Origin of the sequence: Embleya australiensis (assembly GCF_051903075.1) — a bacterium.
In the GTDB taxonomy this organism is placed as follows: Bacteria; Actinomycetota; Actinomycetes; order Streptomycetales; family Streptomycetaceae; genus Embleya.
Genome location: NZ_CP182422.1, coordinates 4,756,142 through 4,768,408 on the forward strand (window position 1 = coordinate 4,756,142; position 12,267 = coordinate 4,768,408).

Consider the following 12,267-nt stretch of genomic DNA (forward strand, 5'->3'; position numbering starts at 1 on the left):
CGCCGTCCCGAAGGTCAGCGAACCGCGGAGACGAACGACATCCAGGCGGTGGATCGGACGGCGAACGCCGGTCCCGTCGGGTTCTTGCTGTCCCGAACAGCGGTCTGGGAGTTCGTGTGGGCCACCGAGACGCAGCCGTTCTGCTGACCGCTGCGAATGCTCTTGAACCAGGTCAGCCGACCGTACTCGGATGCTTGCTGCACGACGGGGGGAAGCTGAGTCACTTGAGGTCTTCCAGTCGCTTCTTGATGATCGCTTGGGTTTTCGTGCTGTCGAGAGCGTTGTTGCGCAGGTAGTCGAAGAACCGCACGTAGCGCCTGATCTCACGGGCATTATCCCGCTGATGGCTCACGGTGACAGTGTCCACGAATGCAACGGTCGGATCCTCGGTCTCGCGAAAGTGCAGAAGCGTGAGACCAGCGGTCGTCGGTGCCGGCGCGTCGTAGGGAATCACCTGCACGGTGACGTTGGACCGCCGGGCCACGTCGAGCAGGTGCGCGAGTTGGGCGCGAAGCGTCCGCCTTCCGCCGGTCTCATACATGAGCGCGGCCATGGTGATCACACCCGCGTACTCCACGGGATCGTCCTCGGTGAGCAGCACGCGCTGCCGTCGTTGACGCACATCGACCAGGGTTTCGATGTCCTCCTCGTCCTGAACGAACGGCCCGCTGCCGATAACCGCCCGGGAGTAGTCGGCCGTCTGCAACAGACCTGGAATGAGCAGGGGTTGGTACTCGCAGATTGCGGCGGCCTCCGCTTCGAGCCCGATCTGTTCCTGGTAGTCGTTGTTGAGGACGTCGGCGTACGGCGCGATTGCCCACCACGAGCGTTCCCGCCCGTCCGCGACCAGCGCCTCGCACTTTTCCCGGCCGTCCGAGTCGACCTCATATAGCTCCATCAGTTTGTACAGGTCGCGTCGCGTGATGCCCGACTGTGCGTTCTCGATCCGCGACACCTTGGACTTGTGCCACCCGAGTTGCGCCCCCACCTCCTCGACCGTGAGTCGTCGCAGGTCTCGCAACGTGCGGAGTTCGTTGCCGAGCCTCCGCCGAGCCAACATCGGTGTTGTGGGCATCCGTTGTCCCTCCCTGGTCGGCGCATCAGTGAAGCGCACGTACATCCGAGCACGCCAAATTTTGCCTGTGTTCGACTGATGCGTGTTGCAAATAGAAGTTGCAGTCGCGACTCTAATGCAACCAGCACTACGTGTAGTGATCACTACCATGCGGACGGCGACGGGCGCAGGAGATCTTCATGCCTGCTCGGCGGTGCCCGCATGTGCCCCTTTGGAGGCGTCTGGTCATGCTTCGGCACCAGCTATCGACGGAACCGCCGCACATCGTCGCGGCCTTGCCCGCAACAGCCGAAGGGCGCATCGAACGCGGCCACATTGAGGTGGAGTTCGAGCCGCATCCTCGGCGAGTGGAGCAGATGCGCCGGTTTACCCGCTCGCAGCTTCGCCATTGCGGTCACCGGGACTCCGACGCCATCCACATGGCCGGCGTGGTGGTCAGCGCACTCGTCACGAACGCGATCGAGCACGCGGAGTCGGACACGGTCACCTTCATGCTCGCGTGCGACGAGTCCGGCGCGATTCGCATCGAGGTCGACGACCACGCCGACGGGCGGCCCGACATCCGGCCCTTCGACGAGGACGCGGAAGACGGTCGTGGGCTGATGATCGTCCAGGCGCTGACCGGTGCCTGGGGGCGCGATGGCTCGTGTACGTGGTGCACGATCCCGGCGGCGGGCGACGAGGGGGCCCGATGAAGCCGTGCGTCGCGCTGGGCGAGTGGTGGGACGTGCGCGTGCGCTACCGCGAGCTTCATCGCGTACTTGATTCGTGCCGCGCCGGGTTGCTCGGTCGCCTCGGCTCGGACGCGGAGGAGGGCGTTCGGGACTCCGGGCGCGATCGCATGAGCGACGAAGGGGCGCCGATGCGGAGTCCGGCGGCCCGAGGCGGTGGAGGGGCGACGATCCGTATGGGTTCGCGGGTCCGGCACGTCGATGGCCACGCGGATCTTCCGGACGGCACTGTCGTGGCGCTCCCTCCGGCGTCGGAGCGGGTCGCCGTCGTGCAGCCGCACGCGGCCGGACAGTCGCCCTACCTGTGTCCGGTCGGTCACCTGGTGGCACTCGATCTCGACGTGGAACTGCTTGAGGCGGTACGGCGGTTGATGCGGTTGGACCATCGCGGGCGTTGCGTGGGCACGGTGGCGCTGCCCGTGAAATCGGCTGGTATCAGTGGTGATCCGGATTGGCGCCGCACAGGCGGAGGGTGCTTTGTAGGCACAGGGTTTCTGCCTCCGCTCTGGTGAGGCGGCCGGTGGTGGTTTCGGCCACTGCTGCGTGTTGCAGGGCGAAGATGGTGGTGGCGAGCCAGGACGCCGGCGGGGTCGGGGCGAAGTCGCCCGATTTTTGGCCGCGTCGGAGGAGACGCTCCAGGCGTGGTGGGGCGAAGTCGTGGGGGTCGTCGACCGGGCGGGGGATTCGGGGCGCGCCGGCGTTGACGAGCAGGGGGTAGCGGTCCAGGAAGTGCCAGCCGGCGTCGAGGAATCGGGTCAGCGCTTCCACCGGTGGGGCCGTGTCGAGGTCCGCCTCGTCGAGCAGGCCGGCGTATTCGGCGGCCGCGGACTCGACCAGGCCGGCCACCAGTGCGTCGCGGGACGGGAAGTGCGCGTAGACCGTCTGGCGCGTGACGCCCGCCGCGCCGGCGATGTCCTCCATGCTCGCGTCGGGCCGTTCGCCGAGCACCACCCGGGCCGCGTCGAGGATGGCGCCGATGCTGCGTCGGGCGTCGGCGCGGCGGCGGCGGGCCGGCGGCGGAGCAGGGGCGGGCGGGTCGACCATGCCCGGAATCTATGGCTCCCGCCATAACCTTGACAAGCTGCAAGAGTTGGCTCAACTCTTACGTCATGTCAAAGAAAAGCTCGGGTGGCGATCACCCGGCGATCGAGGCACGCGGTCTGGTCAAGGTCTTCGGCGGCAATCGGGCGCTGGACGGCATCGACCTCACCATCGGGCGCGGACAGGTGTTCGGGTTCGTCGGCCCCAACGGGGCGGGCAAGACCACCACGATCCGCATCCTGGCCACGCTGACCCGGCCGGACGGCGGCACCGCCCGCGTGCTCGGCCACGACGTATCGACCGAGGCGGACACGATCCGCGCCCGGGTGGCGGTGACCGGCCAGTACGCCTCCCTCGACGAGGATCTGACCGGCTACGAGAACCTGCTGATCCTGGGCCGACTGCACGGCCTGACCCGGGCCGCCGCCGCACGGCGCGCCGACGACCTGCTCGCCGCGTTCGACCTCACCCGCGCGGCCGGCCGCCCGGTGAGCGGCTACTCGGGAGGTATGCGCCGCCGGCTCGACATCGGCGCCGGCCTGATCACGACCCCCGACGTGCTCTTCCTCGACGAGCCGACCACCGGCCTCGACCCGCGCAGCCGCAACGGGGTGTGGGAGCTGGTCCGCCGGATCGCCGCGGCGGGCACCACCGTGCTGCTGACCACCCAGTACCTGGAGGAGGCCGACCGGCTCGCCGAGCGCATCGCGGTCATCGACGACGGCCGGATCGTGGCCGAGGGCACCGGCGCCCAGCTCAAGTCCCGCGTCGGCGCGGGCACGCTGCACCTGCGACTGCTCGACGGCGGGCACCGCCCGCAGGCGCTCCGGATCCTCGCCGGCGTTCCGGGCTCGGTCCGGCTCGCCGACGACCCGCTCGCCCTGTCCGTGGCGCTCGCCGGCGGATCCGATTCGGCGGACGTCGGCCGACTGGTCGGGAACACGATGACCCGGTTGGCCGACGCCGGGGTGGGCATCGCCGAGTTCTCCCTGGGCCGGCCCAGCCTCGACGAGGCATTTCTCGCCTTGACCGGCCGGCGGACCGCTCCCGCCGGCGCCGACCACGAGGAGTCGCACGCATGACGACCCCGACCGCCGCGGCGCACGCCGACCCGATCGACGCCCTGCTCGCCGCCGGGCGGGTCCGTCACCACGCCGGGGCCCTCGCCGCCTCGGCCGCCTTCGGCCGGCGCGCCATGCTCAAGATCAGGCACGACCCCAAACAGCTCGTGGACTCCGCCGCCATCCCGATCCTGTTCACCGTGCTGTTCACCTACCTGTTCGGCGGCGCGCTCGGCGGATCGACCGGCGACTACCTCACGACCCTCCTGCCCGGCGTACTCGGCATGAGCATCGCGATCGTCACGATGTACGGCGGGGCCCGGCTCGCGCAGGACGTGCGCAGCGGGGCCTTCGACCGCTTCCGCGGCCTGCCCGTGTGGCGCGGCGCGTTCATCCTCGGCGGCCTGCTCAGCGACGCCGCCCGCTACCTGTTCGCCTCCGCCATCGTGGTGGGCCTCGGCCTGGCCATGGGCTACCGCCCCGCCGGCGGCGCGGCGGGGGTGCTCGCCGCGGTGGCCCTGGTGATCGTGTTCGGACTCGCGCTGTCCCTGCTCTGGGCCGCGGTCGCCCTGGTCGTCCGCGACCCGGCCGTCGTCCTGAGCATCGCCAACGCCGTACTGATCCCGCTCTCGTTCGCCGGCAACATCTTCGTCCGGCCCGACACCATGCCCGGCTGGCTCCGGGCCTTCGTCGACGTCAACCCGCTCAGCCTGCTGGCGACCGCGTCCCGGGACCTGATGAACGACACCGGCGCCGCCGGCGGCGCGGTCGTCTGGTCCCTCGCCACGACCGCCGGCATCGCCCTCGTATGCGCCCCGATCACGCTCCGCCTCTACGGCAGGCAGGGCTGAGCGGGACCGAGAGGAAACAACACCCTCTTCAACCGCGTCGCCCGGGGTCCTTCTCCGACATCACCCCGCGCGGCCCGTCACCCGCCCCCCGGTGCGCGGGCATCAGCGTGATCGCCGCGAGCATGGCCAGGACGCCCACCACCGCCGAGCCGCCCGCGATCAGCGCGGTGTCCCGATAGCGCGGAATGCTGAGCAGGAACCCGCCGGTGCACAGCAGCGCGCCCGTCATCACCATCAGGGCCACCACGCCCGGCTCCCGCCCGCGCCCGCCCAGCAGCATCACCAGGCCCGCGAACGCCACGAACGCACCCAGGGCGGTGATCGCCCACAGCACCTCCTGCAGATCCATGCGGTCCGGCTACCCGGCGCCGGTCCCGGCCGATCACCGGGCGTCGGGAATGGCACCGGATGGGTCAAATCCCCCGCTGTCGCGGTCCGCGTGCGGTTCACTCGGCCGGCTCTCTTGGCGCCACCTCATGGAACAGATAGATTCACTTCGAAAGCGACTGAATGTTTCCATACAGATTCCCATCCGGATCCGCATCCGGTTCCGCACACGGACCGATGCACGCCGAAGCAGAAGGGGCGCCGCCATGTCGGACCACACCGCAGGACCGCGCGAGGTGCGCGCACCGCGCGGCAGCACGCTCACCACCCGGGGCTGGCAGCAGGAGGGCGCCCTGCGGATGCTGCTCAACAACCTCGACCCCGAGGTCGCCGAGCACCCGGACAAGCTGGTCGTGTACGGCGGCACCGGCAAGGCCGCCCGCGACTGGCGCTCCTTCGAGGCGATCACCCGCACGTTGACCACGCTGAAGCAGGACGAGACGCTGCTCGTGCAGTCGGGCCGTCCGGTCGGCGTGATGCAGACCCACGAGTGGGCGCCGCGCGTGCTGATCGCCAACTCCAACCTGGTGCCCGACTGGGCCAACTGGGAGGAGTTCCGCCGGCTGGAGTCGGCCGGGCTGACCATGTACGGCCAGATGACCGCCGGTTCGTGGATCTACATCGGCACCCAGGGCATCCTCCAGGGCACCTACGAGACCTTCGCCGCGGTCGCCGCCAAGCGCTTCGGCGGCAGCCTGGAGGGCACCATCACCCTCACCGCCGGGCTCGGCGGCATGGGTGGCGCGCAACCGCTGGCCGTCACCATGAACGGCGGCGTGGTCATCTGTATCGACTGCGACCCCTCGCGCATCGACCGGCGCATCGAACACGGCTACTGCGACACCCGGGTCGAGACGCTGGACGCCGCACTGCAACTCGCCGTCGAGGCGCGCGACGCCCGCCGGCCGCTGTCCATCGGCCTGCTCGGCAACGCCGCCGAACTGGTCCCGCAGCTGCTCGCGATGGACGCCCCGATCGACATCGTCACCGACCAGACCTCGGCCCACGACCCGCTCGCCTACCTGCCGGTCGGCGTCGCGTTCGAGGACATGGCCGAATACGCGCGGACCAAGCCCGCCGAATTCACCGACCGCGCGCGCGAGTCGATGGCCAGGCACGTCGAGGCCATGGTCGGCTTCCAAGACAAGGGCGCCGAGGTCTTCGACTACGGCAACTCGATCCGTGGGGAGGCGCAACTCGCGGGCTACACGCGGGCGTTCGACTTCCCGGGCTTCGTCCCGGCGTACATCCGGCCGCTGTTCTGCGAGGGCAAGGGCCCGTTCCGCTGGGCCGCGCTCTCCGGCGACGCGCGCGACATCGCCAAGACCGACAAGGCCGTGCTCGACCTGTTCCCGGAGAACGAGTCGCTGGCCCGCTGGATCAAGCTGGCCCAGGAGAAGGTGCACTTCCAGGGGCTGCCCGCGCGGATCTGCTGGCTCGGCTACGGCGAGCGGGACCGGGCCGGCGAGCGGTTCAACGACATGGTCGCCTCCGGCGAGTTGGCCGCGCCGATCGTGATCGGCCGCGACCACCTCGACTGCGGCTCGGTGGCCAGCCCGTACCGCGAGACCGAGGGCATGCTCGACGGCTCCGACGCGATCGCCGACTGGCCGCTGCTCAACGCGATGGTCAACGTGGCCTCCGGCGCCTCGTGGGTGTCCATCCACCACGGCGGCGGGGTCGGCATCGGCCGCTCGATCCACGCGGGCCAGGTAACCGTCGCCGACGGCACGCCGCTGGCCGGCGAGAAGATCCGCCGCGTGCTCACCAACGACCCCGGCATGGGCGTGATCCGCCACGTCGACGCGGGCTACGACCTGGCCGGCGAGGTCGCGGACGAGCGCGGTGTGCGGGTGCCGATGCGGGAAGGCGACGCGTGAGCACCGGCTTCGAGGCGATGTGGCGCGACCTGCTCCCGGTGGGTCGCGCCGCGTCCGGCGGCTATCGCCGCTTCGCGTGGACCGGGGCCGACGCCGAGTGTCGCGCGTGGTTTCGCGAGCAGGCCGAGAGCCGGGGACTGCTGTACGAGGAGGACCGCAACGGCAACCAGTGGGCGTGGACCGCGACCGGCCCCGACGCGGTCGTGATCGGCAGCCACCTCGACTCGGTGCCCGACGGCGGCGCCTACGACGGACCGCTGGGCGTGGTCTCCTCCTTCGCCGCGCTCGACCTGCTGCGCGAGCGCGGCGAGGAGCCGACCCGCCCGCTGGGCATCGTCAACTTCGGCGACGAGGAGGGCGCCCGGTTCAACGTCGCCTGCGTCGGATCCCGGTTGTCCGCCGGGGTACTGACGCCGGAGCAGGCGCGGGCGCTGAAGGACGCCGACGGGGTGTTCCTCGGCGACGCGATGGAGCGCGCCGGATTCGACCCGGCCGCGATCGGGCCGGACCCCGAACGGCTCGGCCGCATCGCCGCGTTCGTCGAACTGCACGTGGAGCAGGGCCGCGACCTGGTGCACCGGGACCGCGCGGTGGGCGTCGCCTCGGCGATCTGGCCGCACGGGCGCTGGCGCTTCGACTTCCGGGGCGAGGCCAACCACGCGGGCACCACCCGCCTGGAGGACCGGCGCGACCCGATGCTCACCTACGCCAACACCGTGCTCGCGGCCCGCAAGAAGGCCCATCTCGCCGGTGCCCTGGCCACCTTCGGCAAGGTCGACGCGCGCCCCGGCGCGGCCAACGCGATCGCGTCCGAGGTGCACGGCTGGCTCGACGCGCGCGCCGCCGACGAGCAGACCCTGGACGAGGTGGTCGGCGAGATCATCCGCACCGCCACCGAGCGCGGCGAGCGCGATGCGGTCTGCGTCCAGGTCGCCCGCGAGTCGTACACGCCGATCGTCGAGTTCGCCGCACCGCTGCGCGACCGCATCGCCAAGCGGCTCGGCGGCGCGCCGATCCTGCCCACCGGCGCCGGCCACGACGCGGGCATCCTGTCCGCACACGTGCCCACCGCGATGGTGTTCGTCCGCAACCCCACCGGCGTGTCGCACTCGCCGGCGGAGAGCGCGGAGATGGTGGACTGCCTCGCGGGTGTGGCGGCGCTGGCCGACGTGGTGACGGACCTGACGAGCGAGGACGCGGTGTGAGCGAATACTGGTGTGAACTGGTGTGGACCCGCACCGGGATCGAGCGCGACGTGGTGCTCTCGATCGCCGACGGCCGCATCACCTCGGTCACCCCCGACCGCCCGGTGCCGGCGGGCGCCTCGGTGTTGCCCGGACTGACCCTGCCGGGCCTGGCCAACGCCCACTCGCACGCCTTTCACCGGGCGCTGCGCGGGCGCACCCAGTCCGGCACCGGCACCTTCTGGACCTGGCGCGACCAGATGTACAAGGCGGCCGGCCGGCTCGACCCGGACACCTACCTCGCGCTCGCGCGGGCGGTGTACGCCGAGATGGCGCTGGCCGGGATCACCTCCGTGGGCGAGTTCCACTACCTGCACCACGGCCCGGACGGCACGCCGTACGACGACCCGAACGCGATGGGTCACGCGCTGATCGAGGCGGCCCGGCAGGCCGGCGTGCGGCTCACCCTGCTCGACACCTGCTACCTGCACGGCGGCCTGACCGCCGACGGCCACCAGCCGTTGGCGGGCGTGCAGCGCCGCTTCGGCGACGGCGGCTCCGACGGCTGGTACGAGCGCTGGAGCGCGCTGCGCGGCGACGCCAACACCCGGATCGGGGCGGCCATCCACTCGGTGCGGGCGTTCGCCAAGGAGGACGACTACGCCGGCTGGGCGGCGCGGACCGAGGGTGTGCCGGTACACGTGCACCTGTCCGAGCAGCCCGCCGAGAACGCGGCGTGCGTCGCGCACTACGGGCTGACCCCCACCGGGCTGCTCGACGCGCACGGGTTCTGGAGCCCGAACGCGACGGCGGTACACGCCACCCACCTCACCGACGCCGACATCGCCGCACTGGCCCGGTCCGGGGCGGGGGTCTGCTTCTGCCCCACCACCGAGCGCGACCTCGCCGACGGCATCGGCCCGGCCGGCGACCTGGTCCGGGCCGGGGTGCCGCTGTCCCTGGGCAGCGACAGCCAGGCGGTGATCGACCTGTTCGAGGAGGCCCGCGCGGTCGAACTCGACGAACGCCTGCGCACCGGGCGCCGCGGCCACTTCACCTCGGCCGCGCTGCTGGCGTACGCCACGACCGTCGGCCACCGGGCCCTCGGGTGGCCGGACGCGGGCCGGATCGAGCCGGGCGCCCTGGCCGACCTCACCACGATCGGTCTGGACTCGGTGCGGCTGGCCGGCACCATGCCCCGACTGGCGGGCGAGGCGGCCGTGTTCGCCGCCGCCGCGGGCGATGTCACCCACGTGCTGGTCGACGGCCGGGTGGTCGTCCGCGACGGCGTGCACCAGCTCGTGGAGGCTGTTCCGCAGGCGCTGACCACGGCGATTCACGATCTGTTCCGCTGATCCACGGCCGCTCCCCTGGCGGAGCGGCCGTCTCCCTCGCAACCCGGCCGCTCCGCCGCGAACGGCCGCCACCCCGGACCGAAGGGACCACTCGCGCGTGGCCACCACCCTGATCACCAACATCGGCTCGCTGGTCACCAACGACCCCGACCTCGACGCCGGCCCCCTCGGCCTGCTCCGGGACGCGGCCCTCGTGCTCGACGGCGACCGCATCGTGTGGGTGGGGGCCGCCGCGAGCGCCCCGGACGCGGACACCCGGTACGACGCCGAGGGCCGCGCGGTCCAGCCCGGCTTCGTCGACTCGCACTCGCACCTGGTCTTCGCCGGGGACCGCACCGCCGAGTTCGACGCGCGGATGTCCGGCCAGGCGTACCGGGCCGGCGGGATCCGTACCACGGTGGCCGCGACCCGGGCCGCGAGCGAGCAGCAGCTGGCCGCGAACGCCGGCCGGCTGGTCGGCGAGGCGGCGCGACAGGGCACCACCACGATCGAGATCAAGTCCGGCTACGGCCTCACCGTCGCCGACGAGGAACGCGCGCTGCGGATCGCGTCGGCGTTCACCGCCGAGACCACCTACCTCGGCGCGCACATCGTCGCGCCGGAATACGCCGAGGACCCGGCCGGCTACGTCGACCTGGTCACCGGCCCGATGCTGGACGCCTGCGCGCCGCACGCCCGCTGGGTGGACGTCTTCTGCGAGCGCGGCGCGTTCGACGGCGACCAGGCGCGGGCCATCCTGACCGCCGGCAAGGCGAAGGGCCTGATCCCGCGCGTGCACGCCAATCAGCTCGGGCACGGGCCCGGCGTACGACTGGCCGTCGAGCTGGGCGCGGCCTCGGCCGACCACTGCACCCACCTCGACGACGCCGACGTGGACGCGCTCGCGGTCGGCGACACGGTGGCCACGTTGCTCCCCGGCGCGGAATTCTCCACTCGCGCGGTCTACCCCGACGCCCGCCGGCTGCTCGCCGCCGGTGTAGAGGTGGCGCTGTCCACCGACTGCAACCCCGGCTCCAGCTTCACCACGTCGATGCCGTTCTGCATCGCGCTCGCGGTGCGCGACATGGGCATGACGCCCGACGAGGCGCTGTACGCGGCGACCGCCGGCGGTGCGCGCGCGCTGCGCCGTACGGACGTGGGCGTGCTGCGGCCGGGGGCGCGCGCCGACGTGGTCGAGCTGGACGCGCCCTCACACGTCCACCTCGCCTACCGGCCCGGCGTACCGCTGGTGCGCGCGGTGTGGCGGGCGGGCGTGCCGGTCTGAGCGGGGTAGGGCAGCCGACAGATCGTTCGAAATCGGGGTGCCCGCGTTACGGACCCCCTCTGTCGCGACCCGGCGCGCTCGTGGATACTCCCCGGTAACTCTCTAAGCCAGAAGCGTGGCCGGGACCCCGAGGGTGTGGGGCCCGGACATGCGCAGACGGAAGGAGCGCCGCCCATGGGCCGCCTCGCACAGACCGACGGACTCACCGAAGTCCAACGGGAGATCCTCGCCACCGTCCGCACGTTCGTGGACAAGGAGATCATCCCGGTCGCGACCGAACTGGAGCACCGGGACGAATACCCGGCGGAGATCGTCGAGGGCATGAAGGCCATGGGCCTGTTCGGCCTGATGATCCCGGAGGAGTACGGCGGCCTCGGCGAGTCGCTGCTGACCTACGCGCTGGTGGTCGAGGAGATCGCGCGCGGCTGGATGAGCGTGTCCGGCATCATCAACACGCACTTCATCGTCGCGTACATGATCAAGCAGCACGGCACCGAAGAGCAGAAGGCGTACTACCTGCCGAAGATGGCCGAGGGCGAGATCCGCGGCGCGTTCTCGATGTCGGAGCCGCACTGCGGGTCGGACGTGTCGGCGATCCGCACCAAGGCGGTGCCGGACGGCGAGTTCTACGTGCTCAACGGTCAGAAGATGTGGCTCACCAACGGCGGCAGCGCCAACCTGGTCGCGGTGCTGACCAAGACCGACCTCGGCGAGGACTCGGTCTACCGGAACATGACCACGTTCCTGATCGACAAGGAGTCCGGCTTCGGCGAGACGCGCCCGGGCCTGACCATCCCCGGCAAGATCGACAAGATGGGCTACAAGGGCGTCGACACCACGGAGATGGTGCTCGACAACTGTCGGGTGCCGGCCGATCGCATTCTGGGCGGGGTGCCCGGCAAGGGCTTCTACCAGATGATGGACGGCGTCGAGGTGGGCCGGGTGAACGTGGCCGCGCGCGGCTGCGGGGTCGCGCAGCGCGCGTTCGAGCTGGGCATCCGCTACGCGCAGCAGCGGGAGACCTTCGGCAAGCCGCTGACCGGGCACCAGGCGATCCAGTTCAAGCTCGCCGAGATGGCCACCAAGGTCGAGGCCGCGCACGCGATGATGGTCAACGCGGCGCGCAAGAAGGACGCGGGCGAGCGCAACGACCTCGAAGCGGGGATGGCCAAGTACCTGGCCTCCGAATACTGCAAGGAGGTCGTCGAGGACGCGTTCCGGATCCACGGCGGGTACGGGTTCTCGCGCGAATTCGAGATCGAACGCCTCTACCGCGAGGCGCCGATGTTGTTGATCGGCGAGGGCACGGCCGAGATCCAGAAGATGATCATCGGCCGGCGGCTGCTGGAGGACTACAAGCTCAAGGGCTGAGAGCCCCGGGGCGTGGCTCCCACCCCGGATCTCGGAACGGGAGCCACACATCCCCACGAGCGCGGGG

At 71.3% G+C, this 12,267-nt stretch carries 12 protein-coding genes; 8 read left to right on the top strand and 4 right to left on the bottom strand.

The genetic code is table 11. From position 1 onward, the window contains the following. Positions 1 to 14: 14 nt before the first annotated feature. Both ACMXN5_RS20725 and ACMXN5_RS20730 read right to left on the bottom strand, forming a co-directional pair. The gene (locus tag ACMXN5_RS20725; RefSeq protein ID WP_439676488.1) at positions 15 to 203 is read right to left on the bottom strand and encodes a DUF397 domain-containing protein; all 189 of its coding nucleotides are present in this window, start codon (positions 201 to 203) and stop codon (positions 15 to 17) included. A 17-nt stretch (positions 204 to 220) separates the two neighbouring features. After that, positions 221 to 1,120 carry a helix-turn-helix domain-containing protein gene (locus ACMXN5_RS20730; RefSeq protein WP_380037061.1) on the bottom strand — a complete coding sequence of 300 codons (900 nt, stop codon included), beginning with the start codon at positions 1,118 to 1,120 and terminating at the stop codon, positions 221 to 223. Positions 1,121 to 1,254: 134 nt separating this feature from the next. On the opposite strand from ACMXN5_RS20730, the gene ACMXN5_RS20735 reads away from it, so the two are divergent. After that, positions 1,255 to 1,770 carry an ATP-binding protein gene (locus ACMXN5_RS20735; protein ID WP_439676489.1) on the top strand — a complete coding sequence of 172 codons (516 nt, stop codon included), beginning with the start codon at positions 1,255 to 1,257 and terminating at the stop codon, positions 1,768 to 1,770. Positions 1,771 to 2,241: 471 nt separating this feature from the next. Here ACMXN5_RS20735 and ACMXN5_RS20740 read toward each other — a convergent pair whose 3' ends face one another. Further along, positions 2,242 to 2,850, bottom strand: a complete 609-nt coding sequence (locus ACMXN5_RS20740; RefSeq protein ID WP_439676490.1) for a TetR/AcrR family transcriptional regulator — start codon at positions 2,848 to 2,850, stop codon at positions 2,242 to 2,244. Between the two features lie 65 nt (positions 2,851 to 2,915). Here ACMXN5_RS20740 and ACMXN5_RS20745 point away from each other — a divergent pair, with 65 nt between their 5' ends. Further along, positions 2,916 to 3,929, top strand: a complete 1,014-nt coding sequence (locus ACMXN5_RS20745) for an ATP-binding cassette domain-containing protein (RefSeq protein WP_439676491.1) — start codon at positions 2,916 to 2,918, stop codon at positions 3,927 to 3,929. Then, complete coding sequence (locus ACMXN5_RS20750) at positions 3,926 to 4,759, top strand: ABC transporter permease (protein ID WP_439676492.1); 834 nt, start codon at positions 3,926 to 3,928, stop codon at positions 4,757 to 4,759. The genes ACMXN5_RS20745 and ACMXN5_RS20750 overlap by 4 nt, the downstream gene beginning before the upstream one ends. A 28-nt stretch (positions 4,760 to 4,787) precedes the next feature. Here the strand turns inward: ACMXN5_RS20750 and ACMXN5_RS20755 are convergent, their stop codons facing one another. Then, a complete protein-coding gene (locus ACMXN5_RS20755) occupies positions 4,788 to 5,108 on the bottom strand; it encodes a hypothetical protein (RefSeq protein WP_439676493.1) in 321 nt (106 codons plus the stop codon). Positions 5,109 to 5,352: 244 nt separating this feature from the next. Between ACMXN5_RS20755 and hutU the strand changes: the two genes are divergently transcribed. The 5 genes from hutU (at position 5,353) to ACMXN5_RS20780 (ending at position 12,200) form a co-directional block, all read left to right on the top strand. Further along, on the top strand, positions 5,353 to 7,026 hold the full coding sequence (hutU, locus tag ACMXN5_RS20760) for a urocanate hydratase (RefSeq protein WP_380005087.1): 1,674 nt from the start codon (positions 5,353 to 5,355) through the stop codon (positions 7,024 to 7,026). Positions 7,027 to 7,043: 17 nt separating this feature from the next. Then, positions 7,044 to 8,231: an allantoate amidohydrolase gene (locus ACMXN5_RS20765; RefSeq protein WP_395788631.1), complete on the top strand. Its 1,188-nt coding sequence runs from the start codon at positions 7,044 to 7,046 to the stop codon at positions 8,229 to 8,231. Then, on the top strand, positions 8,228 to 9,565 hold the full coding sequence (locus ACMXN5_RS20770) for a formimidoylglutamate deiminase (protein ID WP_439676494.1): 1,338 nt from the start codon (positions 8,228 to 8,230) through the stop codon (positions 9,563 to 9,565). The genes ACMXN5_RS20765 and ACMXN5_RS20770 overlap by 4 nt, the downstream gene beginning before the upstream one ends. A gap of 97 nt (positions 9,566 to 9,662) precedes the next feature. After that, positions 9,663 to 10,829 (top strand): imidazolonepropionase, encoded by a 1,167-nt coding sequence (gene hutI / locus ACMXN5_RS20775; protein WP_439676495.1) that lies wholly within the window; start codon positions 9,663 to 9,665, stop codon positions 10,827 to 10,829. 174 nt (positions 10,830 to 11,003) lie between these two features. After that, positions 11,004 to 12,200: an acyl-CoA dehydrogenase family protein gene (locus ACMXN5_RS20780; RefSeq protein WP_439676496.1), complete on the top strand. Its 1,197-nt coding sequence runs from the start codon at positions 11,004 to 11,006 to the stop codon at positions 12,198 to 12,200. Positions 12,201 to 12,267: the final 67 nt, after the last annotated feature.